The sequence below is a fragment of the Streptomyces sp. NPDC002580 genome (assembly GCF_042889485.1).
In the GTDB taxonomy this organism is placed as follows: domain Bacteria; phylum Actinomycetota; class Actinomycetes; order Streptomycetales; family Streptomycetaceae; genus Streptomyces.
The window spans coordinates 66216-81352 of record NZ_JBIAQZ010000005.1 but is presented as its reverse complement, the minus strand read 5'-3'; the positions used below and the strand labels follow the sequence as shown (position 1 = coordinate 81352).

Below are 15137 nucleotides of genomic sequence, written 5' to 3'. Positions count from 1 at the left end.
GTGTCGGATGCGTGGGGGATCTTCCCGCTCCGGCCGAGGTGAACTTCGCGGAAGTGGTACGAGCGCGTCACGTCCGCGCAGCACCCGCTTAACACGGGTCCGGCACATTGGTGGGTGTCGGCAGGGCGGGAGCGGCTCCCCGCCCCGGCCGACGCCAAAACGGCGCCAAGGATCTTCGGAGCGGCTCCCGGATCTCCATGGACGCCTAGGACGCGCAAGCCCGGTCCTGACCCGGCCCGTGTCCCTCGCGGGGACCGCCGTCGTCCCGCCCCCCGGTTTCGGGGGTGCGGCGGTCCCCGCGCAATACGTCGAAGGGCCCGGTGCCCGAGTCTCGGACTCGGGCACCGGGCCCTCTCGTGTACGGCCCCCGGAGCCCGCTCGCCCGGCTGCCCGCCTACTGGTCCCAGTCCGACTCGGAGCGCTTCCCGCGGCGGCCGAAGAAGTTCGGGGAGAGGCGCGCGGCCTGGACCACGTTCACCCCGACGATGCCGCCCCAGGCGACGAGCAGACCGGGCAGGTGCCCGACCCCGCCGCCGATCGCGGACAGCGGGATCGCGAGGACGAGCGAGACGATCCCGAACCCGAAGCGTTCGCCCCAGGAGTCGGACGACTGGGGCGAACGCGCGCCGCGCGCCACCACCATCTGCTGCTCGGCGAGCTGTCGCCGCACCCGGCGGTCGACCGCGCCGTCGAGGCGCTGCTCCACCTTCTCCAGGAACGAGTCGACCAGCGCGGACTCGTACTCGTCGCCGAGCTCCCTGCGCGCCTGCAGGGTGGCGTCGAGTTCCTTCTTCAGTTCGGTGTCGCCTTGGCGGGCTTCCATACCGGTCATGCCTTTCACGTTAGGCAGCGAAAGCCCCCGCGACACTGGGGATAGCCCCCCATTTCGCGGTCGGACCCGATCCCGGGGAAGCGGCCCTTGCCCGGTCTGCATACCGTCATGCAGAGTTCTCGGTACCTGAATAGATTGGTGATGACCGGTGGGGGCCGCTCGGGGCCCGCGGCCACCGGGCGGAACGCCGGGTCCGGACGGAGAAGGGTGCGCGCGTGGAGTCGTCACGGGTCGTCGGGGTGGCGCGCCTGTCCACCTCCCGCCTCTCCCCCCTCGGCGAACCCGCCTGCACCCGGCTGCGGCCCTTCCTCGCCGACCACGAGCCGGCGGCCTCCGGCGTGATGATCCTGGAGTACGCCGCCGGTGCCGCGCTCGGTGACCTGCGGGCCTTCTCCGCACCCGCCTCGCTCGGCCACGCTGTACTCTCCCGGGGCGTCGAGGAACAGGCGGGCTTCGCCTCGCTCGCCGCACGCCAGACGCTGCGCGCGTGCGGCGCGTTCCGTCTCGTCGTCGGCTGTGAGCCGGCCGCCGCGGTACGCGCACTGCGCCGGCGCGACCTGCGGCCCGACCCGGGGCCGCCGACCGGGCGGGCGATGGAACCGGCCGGGGCGGTGCTCGACGCGGAGCAGGCCGACCGGCCGCTCACGGACGACGTGACGGCGGCCGCCGCGCTGCTCGACCGGTTCGCGGACATCTGGAGGGGGAGCACGGCATGAGCGTGGTCAGGGACGGCGACGGGGGCGGGAGCGCGGACGTGGGCAGGAACGAGAACGGAACCGGGCCCGCCGACGGGGACGGGGACTTCGCGGACGACGGGAACGGGAACGGGAACGGGAACGGGGGCGGCGGCGTGGACGGCGACGCGGGCGAGGCGACGGTCGGCGACAGCCCCGCCGGGCGCCTCCAGGCGCTCTTCGAGGGCCGCCGGCTCACACCGACCCAGCGGCGCATCGCGCACAGCATGGTGCGCCGCGCCGCCGACGTGCCGTTCCTCTCCAGTGTCGAACTCGCCGAACTCGCCGGAGTCAGCCAGCCCTCCGTCACCCGCTTCGCGGTCGCCCTCGGCTTCGACGGCTACCCGGCGCTGCGCAAGCACCTGCGCGAGGTCGCGCCCACCGAACCGGCCGCCGACACCGCCTCCTACAACGAGTACCAGCAGGCCGTCGAGGCCGAGATCGAGAACCTGCGCCACCTCGCCGCGGTGCTCGCCGACCCGCGCCCGGTCGCCAGGGCCGGGCGGCTGCTGGCCGCGTCCCGGCCGCTGCCCGTCCTCGGGCTGCGCGCCGCCGCCTCCCAGGCCTACGGCTTCGCCTACTTCGCCGCCAAGGTCCACCCCGACGTACGGCTGCTGCACGAGGGCGGCACGATGCTCCAGGACCGCATCGACGCGGCCGTCCGGGCCGGGGCCACGGCCCTGCTCTGCTTCGCGCTGCCCCGGCACCCGCGCGAGGTCGTCGACGCCCTCGGCCACGCGAAGGCGGCCGGGCTGACCGTCGTCACGGTCGCGGACTCCGCGTTCGCGCCGGTGGCGAAGGTCTCCGACCTCCTGCTGCCCGCCGCCGTCGGCACCGGTCTCGCCTTCGACACGGCCTGCGCGCCGATGCTGCTGGGCCGCGTGCTGCTGGAGGCCATGTGCGACGACCTGCCGGACGCGCAGGCACGGCTGGAGCAGTTCGACGCGCGCGCCGCGGTGCGGGGACTGTTCGTGGAATAGCCGCGGGCGGCAATCCCGCCGTTTCTCAGATTTGTCTCACCTTCCGTGGCTACCCTGCCCGCCCAAGGAGACACGGGCGCGGCGGCGGTCGGCGACGGGCCCGTGGACGCGAAGGCGTGGAGACGGGAGGCGGATCGTGGCGCGCGGAGGACAGGGCCTGGCCCGGATGGCGGTCGTGGTGCGGGCCGGAGCCGCACCACTGTGGTGGTGCGGGGTACTGGCGGCCGGAGTCGGGGTGCTGATACCCGGACTGACCGGACGCAGGATCGGCGTCCTGGCGGGGGCCGCGCTGTTTCTCGTCACGGCGGCCGCGGTGGCGTACTGGCGCAGGAAGCGGTACGACGCCCTGGTCCGTTCGGCCGCCCGGGCCGGCAAGCACGACGTGCTCCAGGACCGTGCCGTGACGCTTCGCAACTGGCGCCGGGGCCATCGCTGGTGGATCCTGCTCGCCTTCGCGGCGGCGCTGGGCAGTTCGTTCGCGGTACCCGCCGCGGGCGGCATGCTGCTCGCCGGCGCGGGTGTCGGACTGTGGCTGAAGGCCGGCCGGCTCGGGCGTCTGGAGCGTGCCGAGCGGGCGCTGATCTGGGTGCGGGTCGACTGGCTCGGCCCGCGTGCCGGTGCCCCGGTGGGCAAGCCGGTCCGGGCCGTCCGGTCCACCGGAGTGGCCGCGGGCGACGCCGCGCCCGGCGGGGCACGGCGTCGCTGAGCGGAACGGGTCCGGACCCGGTGCGGGGAACTAGATCTCCAGGTCAGCCTCGATCCGCTTCAACTGGTGCCTTGCCATTGCCAGGTTGGCGCGCTTCTGGTCGAGCACCAGGTACAGGAAGAGGCCGTTTCCGCCGCGCCCCTTCATCAGCCGGATCAGGTGGTACTGGTCGGAGAGCGTGATCAGGATGTCCTCGATGTCGCCCTTCAGGCCCAGGTGTTCCATTGTGCGCAGTTTCGCCCGGACGACGTCGGTGTTGCCGGCGGCCGCGACCGTGAGGTCGAAGCTCTTGCTGCCGCCGATGGTGCCCAGCGCCATTCCGCTCGTGTAGTCGACGAGCGCGGCTCCGGTCGCGCCCTCGATGGACGCCAGAGCCTCTTTGAGGGCGGTCTCGGTGTTCGCCATGATGGGGTTCTCCTTCAACTCTCTGATGTTCTCGGGTTGTTGGTGGCAGGGGTGGATGTGGATCGCGGGGTGGTGCCCCGAGGGGTGCGCGTGCGCAGCGGGGCCTTGGCGGAGGTCTTGGCCGAGGCTTTGGCCGGTTCGGCGGCCGGTTCGCCGCGAGCCGTGGCGGCGTCGACGAGTTCGCCGATCCGGGTGCCGGAGCGCCGGCCCTCCAGGTGCAGCCGGCCGACGTTGACCCGGTCCTGGGCGAGCAGTGTCAGTACGGCGGAGCCGCCCGCGGCGTACGTCGCGACATAGCCGTGCACGCCGCGCACCAACAGTTCGCGCAGGTCGCCGTGCCCGGTGGCCTCGGTCATCCGGATGGCGACCCCCAGCGCGGCCGCGGTGAGCGCGGCCAGGCCGTCCGGCTCCACTCCGGGCGTGTCGTGCGCGAGGACGAGACCGTCGGCGCTGGCTGCGAGGGCTCCGGTCAGCTGGGGTACCCGGGCCCGGAGCCGATGGAGTTCGTCCAGGACTTCGGCCTCCGCCGCCATGAGCAGTCTCCTCTCGGCACGCTGTCGTAGCGCGCGGATCACAAGGCCTCCCGCGGGGTTGGGACTCACAAGGCCTCCAGCGCGTCTCTGAGTCGTCGCAGCAACGCGACGTCGGGATCGGCGGAGGTCTGGGTGAGCACGCTGGGCGTGGGAGGCGGCTGCGCCGGGGGCGCGGCCGTGACGAGCCCGGCGGCGGCGAGTCGGCGCAGGTCGACGAGCGTGTGGAAGGCGGGCCGGCCCAGCGCGAGGGACACGTCCGCCGCCGTGCGGACGCCGTCCACCCGCCCGAGGACGGCCTCCTGGCGCTGGGGCACCGCCGGCCCCGCGGTGAGCGCGGCACGCCGGATCGGTGCGGTGTCGGTCGCGGGGTCGGGCCATATGCGGTGCAGCAGTTCGCGGCGGCGGACCGTCTCGCGTTCCAGCGCGGCCACGGTGACGGGACGCAGCGGGCCGAACCAGTGCGCGGCGCCGTACCGGAAGCGGCTCGGGGTGCTGCTCGGTCCCAGCACGAAGTACGCCGCGTCGTACAGCGAGCCGAGGTGGCACAGTTCCAGCGCGCCCTCCGCGATCCGCCCGCTGTCGATCAGGAACCGGCCGACCTGGCGGCGGGCTCCGGCCTTCGCGACGGCCTCCTTCCACACCTCGGCGTCCAGCACCCCGGGGACGGAGAACAGGACGTCGAGGCCGGGTGTGGCCGGGCTCTCGGCGTGCACCACCTCGCCGTCGGCGAGGTAGAGGGTGCCGCGTTCGCGGATGAGGACGCCGGTGGCCCGCTCGGCGGCCAGCCGGTTGAGCATCGGCGAGACGCCGGCGGCGGTACTCGGCTCCCGGTCGCGCACGGGCAGCGGGGGCGGGGGCGGGGGTGTTCTGACCGTCGTCATACGAGCACCAGCCGTCCGGCCATCTCGCCGAGCCGGATGCGTGCCAGGGCGAGGTTGCCGTCCGAGCGGCCCAGCCACAGGTGCAGGAACACGCTGCTGTCGAACGTGGTCCGGACGAACCGCAGGACGTGATAGCTGTCGCGGTTGCTGATGATCACGTCCTCGATCGGGGTCTCCTGGTCCGACCACTCGGACCAGTCGGAGCCGTCCTTCGGGGCGAACGAGCGGTTCTCCGCGGCGAGCCGGGCCAGTTCGGCGGCCTCCGCCGCGGTCGTCTCGTGGTCGCCGCCCGGCGCGTCGCCCACCGTGCCCAGGGCCAGGCCGCTGGTCCAGTCGACCACCGAGGCACCCCGAGCACCGGGCAGTGTCATGGCTTCCAGCAGGCACTCGTCGATTCCGGGCACCGTGTCTCCCCTCCCGCCAAGGGTTCGGCCTAGTGACGCAGAAGTTACGCACTGTGCGCACGGGAAGGGAGTCATCGGGCATTTTCCTGTGGAACATGCCCGTGATGACTAAGGTGGGTCAACTGACCACATTCTCTGGCGTACGGAATCCGCCGGTGGCCGGTTCGTGCTGCCCCGGGGCGTGCCACAGGGGCGCTCGTGAGTGCACCGGGGGCGCTCGTGGCGCCGGGTGCGCCCCCCCCCTTCCGGTAGGTGCCCGCTCCGTCGCCGTCCTCGTTCCGCCCCCGGAGCGGGGCCGTGCCGGTCGCGGACGATCGTCGGAGCGGGCGGTGGTCAGAGCGCCGTGAGTGACGGCCCGTGCGCGCCGCCCGACTCCGCGACGATCTCGTCCAGGGTCTGCGGCTCCCGCACGACGGCGAAGCGCACGCCGTTCGCGCCGTCACCGGCCGGGGCGAAGCCGTAGACGCCGGGGCGGGCGAGGGAGTTGTACCCGTAGTGGTGGGCGAACCCGTACGCGCCGGTGTCCAGCGCGGCCACGTGGTCGCCCTGTCCGAGCAGCGGCAGCGCGCGGCCCTTCGCGAGCAGGTCGCCCGCGAAGCAGGCGGGACCCGCGATGTCCTGGACGACGTCCGGGCCGTCCTTGGGGCGCCCCTTCGTGTCGTACGCGGCGATCCGCAGCGGCCAGGCTCCGGGCGCGTACACCGTGCGGGCCGCCACCTGCACCCCGGCGTGCGTGACCGCGACCGCCCGGCCCCCGGCGGACTTCGCGTACTCGACCCGCGCCAGCACCGTCCCGTGCTTGGCGAGCAGGGACCGCCCGAACTCGGTGACCAGCCCGTACCGCCCGTCGAACAGCCCGGGCACCACCTCGGCGAGCAGGCGCGCGTACTGCGCGTACGTCGGGGTGATCGCGTCGGAGCCGAAGTCGACCGGCAGCCCGCCGCCGATGTCGATCGTGTCGACCTGCCGCCGGCCGACGTGCCGGTTGATCTCCTCGGCCAGCGCGTACGTCTCCGCCACGCCCTGGGCCATGAGGGAGAGCGGCATGCCCTGCGAACCCGAGTGCGCGTGCAGCCGGGTCAGCCACGGGCGGTCGGCGTACGCCCGCACGATCCACTCGCGCGCCCCCTCGTCCCGCAGCGCGAACCCGAACTTGGAGGTCGCCGTGGCCGTGGACAGTGCCTCGATCGAACCCCCGCCGACCTGGGGGTTCACCCGGATGCCGAGGGGTGAGCGGGTGACCGCCGAGCGCACCGTCGCGTCGATGCGGTCCAGCTCCTGCGGATTGTCCGCGTTGACGGCGACACCCAGTGCGAGTGCCTCGCGCAGTTCGGCGGGCGTCTTGGCGGGCGAGTCGAGCACGGTCCGGGAGGCCGGCATCCCGGCCGCCCGGGCGAGCGCGAACTCGCCGGGACTCGCCACCTCCGCGCCGATGCCGTGCTCGCGCAGCAGCCGCAGCACGGGCACCAGCGGCGTGGCCTTCACCGCGAAGGCGTGCAGCACGGGGGTGCCGGGCGCGGTCACCGCGTCGAAGGCGGCGTGCAGCGCGGCGGCCGAGGCCCGGATGCCGGGGACGTCGAGGAGCGCGACGATGGGGTGGGCCGACGTGAGGAGGCCCTGCTCCACGGCGGCCCGCACGGCGTCGTCACGCCGGGAGACCCGGTCGAGGTCCGGCCCGTCCCGCTCCGGCGCCCCGCCCCCCTCCGGCGTCCGGCCCTCGCCGCCCGTCACCCGGTCCCCGCTCGTCGTCCCGCCGCCGTCCACCGTCGTCCCGCCGCCGCTCACCGTCGTCCCGCCTTCGTCCACAGTTCCGGTCCCTGCCCTGGTCCCTCGTCCGGTCCCGCCCGTCGTCCTGTCGCCCTACGCCCTGGCCCGTACGCCGTCGCCCCGTACGTCAACGCCCCGTGGGGCGTGGCCCCGCCCCCGCGAGTCGTCGAGCCCTCCCCGGGCGGGCCGGAAGCCCCTGTCGGAGGCGTCGCGGGCCCCTCGCCCCGCCGTCCGGCTGATCTGCCGCCCTGTCCATGTCTGCACCCATACATCCCAGCCAAACACCGGTGTGGAGCGCGGGCGGACCCGTGCGCCTATTGACTAGCTCTATTCAAAGAGTCAGGATGTGAATATCTGTAGCAACAAGTTCACTGGGAGGCAGACCATGTCAGGACCCCGCCCCGTCCGAGCAGCGCGCGGTACGGAACTGAGCGCCCTGGGATGGCAGCAGGAAGCCGCCCTGCGGATGCTGCAGAACAACCTCGACCCCGAGGTGGCCGAGCACCCCGACAAGCTCGTCGTCTACGGCGGCACCGGCAAGGCCGCCCGTGACTGGCGCTCCTACGACGCGATGGTCCGCACGCTGCGGACCCTCAAGCAGGACGAGACGATGCTCGTCCAGTCCGGCCGCCCCGTCGGCGTCATGCAGACCCACGAATGGGCCCCGCGCGTCCTCCTCGCCAACTCCAACCTGGTCGGCGACTGGGCCAACTGGGAGGAGTTCCGGCGCCTGGAGCAGCTCGGCCTCACCATGTACGGCCAGATGACCGCCGGTTCCTGGATCTACATCGGCACCCAGGGCATCCTCCAGGGCACCTACGAGACCTTCTCCGCCGTCGCCGCGAAGAAGTTCAACGGCACCCTCGCCGGCACCATCACCCTGACCGCCGGTCTCGGCGGCATGGGCGGCGCCCAGCCGCTCGCCGTGACGATGAACGACGGCGTCGCGATCTGCATCGACGTGGACCCGCGCGCCATCGAGCGCCGCATCGAGCACCGCTACCTGGACGTGCGCGCCGACTCCCTGGAGCACGCCCTCCGGCTCGCCGTCGAGGCCCGCGACCAGCGCAAGCCGCTCTCCATCGGCCTGCTCGGCAACGCGGCGGAGCTGCTGCCCCGCATGCTCGCCGAGGGCGCCCCCATCGACATCGTGACCGACCAGACCTCGGCCCACGACCCGCTCGCCTACCTCCCCGTCGGCGTCGACTTCGACGACATGGCCGACGCGGCCGCCAAGGACCCGGCGGGCTTCACCACCCGCGCCCGCGAGTCCATGGCCAAGCACGTCGAGGCCATGGTCGGCTTCATGGACGCCGGCGCCGAGGTCTTCGACTACGGCAACTCCATCCGCGGCGAGGCCCAGCTCGCCGGGTACGACCGCGCCTTCGCCTTCCCCGGCTTCGTCCCCGCCTACATCCGCCCCCTCTTCTCCGAGGGCAAGGGCCCCTTCCGCTGGGCCGCCCTGTCCGGCGAGGCCTCCGACATCCACAAGACGGACAAGGCGATCCTCGACCTCTTCCCGGAGAACGAGTCGCTGCACCGGTGGATCAAGCTGGCCGGCGAGCGCGTCCACTTCCAGGGCCTGCCCGCCCGCATCTGCTGGCTCGGCTACGGCGAGCGCGACAAAGCCGGTGAGCGCTTCAACGACATGGTGGCCTCCGGCGAACTCGCCGCCCCGCTGGCCATCGGCCGTGACCACCTCGACTGCGGTTCCGTCGCCTCCCCGTACCGCGAGACCGAGGCCATGCTCGACGGCTCCGACGCGATCGCCGACTGGCCGCTGCTGAACGCCATGGTGAACGTCGCCTCCGGCGCCTCCTGGGTCTCCATCCACCACGGCGGCGGCGTCGGCATGGGCCGCTCCATCCACGCGGGCCAGGTCTGCGTCGCCGACGGCACCGGGCTCGCCGGCGAGAAGATCCGCCGCGTCCTGACGAACGACCCGGGCATGGGCGTCATCCGCCACGTCGACGCCGGCTACGACATCGCCGAGTCCGTCGCGGACGAGCGCGGTGTGCGCATCCCGATGCGCGAGGGCGACGAGGGCGGCGCCGCGTGACGTTCCACAGCATGTGGGCGGAGCTGCTGCCGATCGGCCGCAGCTCCGCCTCCGGCGGCTACCGCCGGTTCGCCTGGACCGGGGCCGACACCGACTGCCGCGCCTGGTTCCGGCAGCAGGCCGAGTCCCGCGGGCTCACCTACGAGCTCGACCGCAACGGCAACCAGTGGGCCTGGCTCGGCGACCCCGCCGCCGGGGACGCCGTGGTCACCGGGTCGCACCTGGACTCCGTGCCCGACGGCGGAGCCTTCGACGGCCCCCTCGGCGTCGTCGCCTCCTTCGCCGCGCTCGACGAACTCCGCGCCCGCGGAGCCGAGTTCACCAAGCCCCTCGCCATCGTCAACTTCGGCGACGAGGAGGGCGCCCGGTTCGGACTCGCCTGCGTCGGCTCCCGGCTGGCCGCCGGGCAGCTCACCGTCGAGCACGCGCACCGGCTCACCGACGCCGACGGCGTCACCCTGCCGCAGGCCATGGAGCGTGCCGGGTACGACCCCGCGACCATCGGCCCCGACCCCGAACGCCTCGGCCGGATCGGCGCCTTCGTCGAGCTGCACGTCGAACAGGGCCGCGCCCTCGACCTCAGCGGCGACCAGGTCGGCATCGCCAGCGCCATCTGGCCGCACGGCCGCTGGCGCTTCGACTTCCGCGGCGAGGCCAACCACGCGGGCACGACCCGGCTCGTGGACCGCCACGACCCGATGCTGCCGTACGCCGAGACCGTCCTCGCCGCCCGCCGCGAGGCCAGGCTCGCGGGCGCCGTCGCCACCTTCGGCAAGATCGCCGTCGAGCCGAACGGCGTGAACGCCATCCCCTCCCTGGTGCGCGGCTGGCTCGACTCCCGCGCCGCCGACCAGGCCACCCTCGACACGGTCGTCGGCGGCGTCGAGAAGGCGGCCCGCGAGTACGCCGAGGCACAGGGCGTCGAACTCGACGTCGTCCGCGAGTCGTTCACCCCCGTCGTCGAGTTCGAGCACGCCCTGCGCGACGAACTCGCCCGCATCCTGGGCAAGGACCGGGACGCCGCGTTGAACGTCCCCGTCCTCGGGACCGGCGCCGGACACGACGCCGGAATCCTCTCCGGCACCGTCCCGACCGCCATGCTGTTCGTACGCAACCCCACGGGTGTCTCGCACTCCCCGGCCGAGTACGCCGCCGAGGACGACTGCGTGGCCGGGGTGACCGCACTCGCCGACGTACTCGAAGGGCTGGCCTGCAGGTGACGCAGACGTACTGGCTGGAACACGCCTGGCTCGACACCCACGTCGAGCCGGGCGTCGCCGTGACCGTGTCGACCGACGGCTCCGCGACGGACGGCCGTCTCACCGAGGTCCGCACGGGCGTCGACACCCCGCCGCCGGGCGCCGAGATCCTCCGCGGGCTCACCCTCCCGGGCCTCGCCAACGCCCACTCGCACGCCTTCCACCGCGCCCTGCGCGGCACCGTCCAGGTCGGCTCCGGCACCTTCTGGACCTGGCGCGAGATCATGTACTCCTTCGCGGACCGGCTGACCCCGGAGACCTACCACGCCCTCGCCCGCGCGGTGTACGCCGAGATGGCACTCGCCGGAGTCACCGCCGTCGGCGAGTTCCACTACGTGCACCACGCCCACGACGGCACCCGCTACGCCGACCCCAACGCCATGGGCGAGGCGCTGATCGCCGCCGCCGCCGAGGCCGGCATCCGCATCACCCTGCTCGACACGGCCTACCTCTCCGCCGGCTTCGGACAGCCGCCCAACCCGCACCAGCGGCGCTTCTCCGACGGCACCGCCGAGGCCTGGGCGGAACGCTCCTCACTTCTCAAGGACCGGGATCACGCACGGATCGGCGCGGCGATCCACTCCGTACGGGCCGTGCCCGCGGGGCAGCTCGCCACCGTCGCGCGCTGGGCCGAGGAGCGGCGCGCCCCGCTCCATGTGCACCTGTCCGAGCAGACGGCGGAGAACGAGGCCTGCCAGGCCGCCCACGGCCGCACGCCCACCCGGCTGCTCGCCGACCACGGCGTCCTCGGCCCGCGCACCATCGGCGTCCACAACACGCACCTCACGGACGAGGACATCGCCCTGATCGGCGGCTCGGGCACCGGCACCTGCATGTGCCCGACCACCGAACGCGACCTCGCCGACGGCATCGGCCCCGCCGCCGCCCTCCAGCGCGCGGGCTCGGCCCTGTCGCTCGGCTCCGACAGCCACGCCGTCATCGACCTCCTCGAGGAGGCCCGCGCGATGGAGCTGAACGAGCGGCTGCGCACCCGCACCCGCGGTCACTGGACGGCCGCCGCCCTGCTGCGAGCCGCCTCCGCCGACGGCCACGCGGCCCTCGGCTGGGACGACGCGGGCAGCATCGAGACCGGCGCGCTCGCCGACTTCACGACGATCGCCCTCGACTCGGTCAGAACAGCGGGACCGGTGCCGCGCCTCGGCGCCGAGACGGCCGTATTCGCGGCCACGGGCGCCGACGTCCGGCACACGGTCGTGGCGGGCCGGCACGTCGTGCGCGACGGCGCGCACACCCTCGTACCCGATGTGCCGACAGCTCTCGCGGACGCCGTCGAAGCCCTGCGCGCCTGACACCCGGACACGGGCGGGAGCCCGCGCGCCCGACGCCCCCCACCAGCAGTCCCGTCACCCTTGAGGACGCCATGAGCAGCACGACCGTCATCACCAACATCGCCAGTCTGGTCACCAACGATCCCTCCCTCGGCGACGGCTCCCCGCTCGGTCTGATCCAGGACGCGGCGCTCGTCATCGACGGCGACCGTGTCGTGTGGACCGGTGAGTCAAGCAGAGCACCCGCCACTGACAACCGGGTCGACGCCGGTGGCCGCGCGGTGATCCCCGGCTTCGTCGACTCCCACTCGCACCTGGTCTTCGCCGGTGACCGCACCCAGGAGTTCAACGCCCGGATGTCCGGCCGCGCCTACAGCGCGGGCGGCATCCGCACCACCGTCGCCGCCACCCGGGCCGCCTCCGACGAGGAACTGGAGCGCAACCTCACGCGCTACCTGCGGGAGGCCCTCCGCCAGGGCACCACGACCTTCGAGACCAAGTCGGGTTACGGCCTGACCGTCGAGGACGAGGCCCGCGCGCTGCGCATCGCCGCCTCGCACACCGACGAGGTCACCTACCTCGGCGCGCACATCGTCTCCCCGGACTACGCCGACGACCCGGCCGGCTATGTCGCCCTGGTCACCGGCGAGATGCTCGAGGCCTGTGCCCCGTACGCCCGTTGGGTCGACGTCTTCTGCGAGAAGGGCGCCTTCGACGGCGACCAGGCACGGGCGATCCTCACGGCCGGCAAGGCGAAGGGCCTGCACCCGCGCGTGCACGCCAACCAGCTCTCGTACGGCCCCGGCGTCCAGCTCGCCGTCGAACTCGACGCGGCCAGCGCCGACCACTGCACCCACCTGACCGACGCGGACGTCGACGCCCTCGCGAGCGGCGACACCGTGGCGACGCTGCTCCCCGGCGCCGAGTTCTCCACCCGCGCCGAGTGGCCGAACGCCCGCCGACTGATCGACGCCGGTGTCACGGTGGCCCTGTCCACCGACTGCAACCCCGGCTCGTCCTTCACCTCGTCCGTGCCGTTCTGCATCGCGCTCGCGGTACGGGACATGCGGATGACCCCGGACGAGGCCGTGTGGTCGGCGACCGCGGGCGGCGCGAAGGCCCTGCGCCGCACCGACGTCGGCACGCTCGCGCCGGGCGCGTACGCGGACCTGGCCCTGCTGGACGCCCCCAGCCACGTCCACCTCGCCTACCGCCCGGGAGTCCCGCTGGTCACCGGCGTCTGGCGGCGCGGAGTCCGCGAGGTCTGAACCTCCGGAAGCCCAGGCCCAGGCCCAGGCCCAGGCCCAGGCCAGAGGGCGAGGGTCCGAGGGGCGGCGGTCCGGTGGGCCGCCGGCCCGTGAGGCGTGGGTTCGTGAGGGGTGGACCCGTGAGGCGCCGGCCGGGTGCCGGCGCCGAGGCGGTGTCCGTCAGGACGCGCCCGCGCGCCACCGCTGTCCCGTGCCCCCGTTCAGCGGCACCAGCGAGAGCCCGCCGTCGCCGTCCGGCGTGAGGGCGGTCTCGATGGCCACCGCCGGGCGGACGACGCCGTCGCCGTCGACGGTGAACCGCAGGTTGTCGGCGTGGTCGCCGTCGAGCGAGGAGCACTCCCAGATGCCCACGCCCCTGTCGACGGAGCCACGGCTGTCCAGGCAGAAGTCGTCGTCCGCGGCCGACCGCAGGGCACCGAGGTCGGTGTCGACACGCCAGCGCTGGGTGGCGGAGGAGGTGCAGGGCGCTGTGACGACGTCCGTCCGCTTCTCCAGGTCGCCGTCCCGGATGTCCAGGCACAGGCCCGAGGCGAGGTTCACCACCTGGGCGTAGGCGCCGCCCGGCGGACGGAACGCGACGGTCGGGGTCGGCTTCGGGTGCGGCGACCTCGGCGGCGTCGAACGGCGGCTCGCGGAGGGAGACGCCGAAGCCGAGGACGAGGGCGCGCGCGAGGTGGCGCCGGCCGACGGTGTGACCGGCACCGTGGCCGTCACCGTCACCGGAGGCGCTCCCGACGGCGTGGTGACCGAGCCCGCCGTGTCTGTGGCGGGCGTGCCGGTCGAGGAGAGCAGGATGAACAGGACCGGTGCCAGGGCCACGCCGAGTGCCGCCGCCGAGGTCAGGACGAACCGGCGGGACGGCGGCCACGCCAGCGCCCGGGCCCTGCCCCCGGCGGGGGACCGGGGGACGGGCGGAGCCTCGGGCACCGCGCTCGCGACGTACGCCGTACCGGCCCACGGCAGCAGGCCCTCGGCCAGGGCGGAGCGCGGATGGTCGCGCAGGGCGGTCAGTTCCTCGTACGCGGTCGAGCAGTGCCCGCACTGCGCCATGTGGGCGTGCAGGTCCTTGCTGAACCGGGGGTTCCCGGGCCGCACCGACTCCTCGATGAGCCGGCGGAAGTCTCCGCAGCGCGGATCGTCGGAGGCGGCCAGCCGGGACTTCAGGACGGCCTGGCCCAGCGCCTGGAGCGCCTGGTCCGTGCCGTACGTGACGTCGTCGGGGGTGAGGCCGAGCAGGGTCGCCGTCCGGTGCGCGGGCTCGCGCTCCACGACCGCGTACCAGATGAGCCCCTGCGCCCGGGAGGGCAGGGACTGGAACGCGGGGAGCAGGGACGGCACGGGAGCGTCGGGACCGCCCGCCGTGCTGAGGACGAGGAGCAGGCCCGGGTCCAGGCCCGCGGCCCGTTGGTCCCGGGCCCACGAGGCGGCCGACCGGCAGGTCATCAGCAGGAGTTGGTGCCGCCACGGGACGCCCGGTTCGATGCCGCGGGCCGTCTCGCGGGCCGCGAGGGTGAAGGTCTGCGCCGCGAGCTGTGCGGCGCCGGACTCGCCGGTGGTGCACAGCCGGGCGTAGGCGAGCACCGAGACGCGGTGACGGCCGCGGAGCTCCTGGAGGGCCGCGTACGAGGTCGAGGTGCCCGTGCGCAGCAGCCCGGTCAGCCGTTCGTCCGACGCGTCCGCGGGCGAGCCGGCGCCCTCGACCGCGTCGATTCTGTCGGCCGGGTCGCCCTGCGCCATGTTCGTCCGCCTCCCTGCACCTGGTGCTTCGCTCACCCCGTGCTGACGTACCAGCCAGTTTGGGGTGCCGCCCATAGTGACGGGATCGGCGTTCTGGGGAAAGAGTTGTCGGACAACGATTCATTGGGAGCGCTCTCAATCTTGCGCCCCGATCTCGCGCTCCCCCGCTTCGCGTCTCGCGCCCTCAACCTCCCAGCACGCCAGGGGCGTTGTCTGTGCTGCGCGGGGCCGGGCCGAGGTGGTGGAAGGACGGAGCGGCCCGGCGCTCTTCGCGCCGGGCCGC

13 protein-coding genes and 1 pseudogene are annotated in these 15137 nt (G+C 73.8%); 7 read left to right on the top strand and 7 right to left on the bottom strand.

Going from position 1 to position 15137, the window contains the following annotated elements; translation table 11 throughout:
* Window positions 1–394: 394 nt before the first annotated feature.
* On the bottom strand, window positions 395–832 hold the full coding sequence (locus ACFYW7_RS17135; protein WP_389502882.1) for a hypothetical protein: 438 nt from the start codon (window positions 830–832) through the stop codon (window positions 395–397).
* 239 nt (window positions 833–1071) lie between these two features.
* Between ACFYW7_RS17135 and ACFYW7_RS17130 the strand changes: the two are divergent.
* The 3 genes and pseudogenes from ACFYW7_RS17130 to ACFYW7_RS17120 form a co-directional block, all read left to right on the top strand.
* Window positions 1072–1548, top strand: a pseudogene (locus ACFYW7_RS17130) (aromatic amino acid lyase); the annotation flags it as partial.
* Window positions 1545–2546 carry a MurR/RpiR family transcriptional regulator gene (locus ACFYW7_RS17125; RefSeq protein WP_389502880.1) on the top strand — a complete coding sequence of 334 codons (1002 nt, stop codon included), beginning with the start codon at window positions 1545–1547 and terminating at the stop codon, window positions 2544–2546. The pseudogene ACFYW7_RS17130 and the gene ACFYW7_RS17125, both read left to right, overlap by 4 nt.
* A gap of 136 nt (window positions 2547–2682) precedes the next feature.
* On the top strand, window positions 2683–3252 hold the full coding sequence (locus tag ACFYW7_RS17120) for a hypothetical protein (protein ID WP_389502878.1): 570 nt from the start codon (window positions 2683–2685) through the stop codon (window positions 3250–3252).
* 30 nt (window positions 3253–3282) lie between these two features.
* Here the strand turns inward: ACFYW7_RS17120 and ACFYW7_RS17115 are convergent, their stop codons facing one another.
* From ACFYW7_RS17115 to ACFYW7_RS17095, 5 genes are all read right to left on the bottom strand, one after another.
* On the bottom strand, window positions 3283–3657 hold the full coding sequence (locus tag ACFYW7_RS17115; RefSeq protein ID WP_389502876.1) for a hypothetical protein: 375 nt from the start codon (window positions 3655–3657) through the stop codon (window positions 3283–3285).
* A 14-nt stretch (window positions 3658–3671) separates the two neighbouring features.
* Window positions 3672–4190 carry a roadblock/LC7 domain-containing protein gene (locus ACFYW7_RS17110; RefSeq protein ID WP_389502873.1) on the bottom strand — a complete coding sequence of 173 codons (519 nt, stop codon included), beginning with the start codon at window positions 4188–4190 and terminating at the stop codon, window positions 3672–3674.
* A 65-nt stretch (window positions 4191–4255) separates the two neighbouring features.
* Window positions 4256–5071 (bottom strand): transcriptional regulator, encoded by an 816-nt coding sequence (locus tag ACFYW7_RS17105; protein ID WP_389502870.1) that lies wholly within the window; start codon window positions 5069–5071, stop codon window positions 4256–4258.
* Window positions 5068–5475 carry a hypothetical protein gene (locus tag ACFYW7_RS17100; protein WP_389502868.1) on the bottom strand — a complete coding sequence of 136 codons (408 nt, stop codon included), beginning with the start codon at window positions 5473–5475 and terminating at the stop codon, window positions 5068–5070. Before ACFYW7_RS17100 ends, ACFYW7_RS17105 begins: the two co-directional genes overlap by 4 nt.
* A gap of 333 nt (window positions 5476–5808) precedes the next feature.
* Window positions 5809–7206, bottom strand: a complete 1398-nt coding sequence (locus ACFYW7_RS17095; RefSeq protein ID WP_389503708.1) for a diaminopimelate decarboxylase — start codon at window positions 7204–7206, stop codon at window positions 5809–5811.
* A gap of 421 nt (window positions 7207–7627) precedes the next feature.
* Between ACFYW7_RS17095 and hutU the strand changes: the two genes are divergently transcribed.
* The 4 genes from hutU (at window position 7628) to hutI (ending at window position 13117) form a co-directional block, all read left to right on the top strand.
* Entirely contained in the window at window positions 7628–9301 is a 1674-nt protein-coding gene (gene hutU, locus ACFYW7_RS17090) for a urocanate hydratase (protein WP_389502866.1), read from the top strand.
* Complete coding sequence (locus ACFYW7_RS17085) at window positions 9298–10521, top strand: allantoate amidohydrolase (protein WP_389502864.1); 1224 nt, start codon at window positions 9298–9300, stop codon at window positions 10519–10521. Before hutU ends, ACFYW7_RS17085 begins: the two co-directional genes overlap by 4 nt.
* Window positions 10518–11870 (top strand): formimidoylglutamate deiminase, encoded by a 1353-nt coding sequence (locus ACFYW7_RS17080; RefSeq protein WP_389502862.1) that lies wholly within the window; start codon window positions 10518–10520, stop codon window positions 11868–11870. The genes ACFYW7_RS17085 and ACFYW7_RS17080 overlap by 4 nt, the downstream gene beginning before the upstream one ends.
* A gap of 71 nt (window positions 11871–11941) precedes the next feature.
* Complete coding sequence (gene hutI / locus ACFYW7_RS17075) at window positions 11942–13117, top strand: imidazolonepropionase (protein WP_389502860.1); 1176 nt, start codon at window positions 11942–11944, stop codon at window positions 13115–13117.
* Between the two features lie 159 nt (window positions 13118–13276).
* On the opposite strand, the gene ACFYW7_RS17070 is transcribed toward hutI, so the two are convergent.
* On the bottom strand, window positions 13277–14854 hold the full coding sequence (locus ACFYW7_RS17070) for a ricin-type beta-trefoil lectin domain protein (RefSeq protein WP_389502858.1): 1578 nt from the start codon (window positions 14852–14854) through the stop codon (window positions 13277–13279).
* Window positions 14855–15137 lie beyond the last annotated feature (283 nt).

Coding starts and splice junctions, on each gene's coding strand:
- ACFYW7_RS17135 (WP_389502882.1), bottom strand. CDS start 832: ATGACCGGTATGGAAGCCCGCCAAGGCGACACCGAACTGAAGAAGGAA.
- ACFYW7_RS17125 (WP_389502880.1), top strand. CDS start 1,545: ATGAGCGTGGTCAGGGACGGCGACGGGGGCGGGAGCGCGGACGTGGGC.
- ACFYW7_RS17115 (WP_389502876.1), bottom strand. CDS start 3,657: ATGGCGAACACCGAGACCGCCCTCAAAGAGGCTCTGGCGTCCATCGAG.
- ACFYW7_RS17110 (WP_389502873.1), bottom strand. CDS start 4,190: ATGGCGGCGGAGGCCGAAGTCCTGGACGAACTCCATCGGCTCCGGGCC.
- ACFYW7_RS17105 (WP_389502870.1), bottom strand. CDS start 5,071: ATGACGACGGTCAGAACACCCCCGCCCCCGCCCCCGCTGCCCGTGCGC.
- hutU (WP_389502866.1), top strand. CDS start 7,628: ATGTCAGGACCCCGCCCCGTCCGAGCAGCGCGCGGTACGGAACTGAGC.
- hutI (WP_389502860.1), top strand. CDS start 11,942: ATGAGCAGCACGACCGTCATCACCAACATCGCCAGTCTGGTCACCAAC.
- ACFYW7_RS17070 (WP_389502858.1), bottom strand. CDS start 14,854: ATGGCGCAGGGCGACCCGGCCGACAGAATCGACGCGGTCGAGGGCGCC.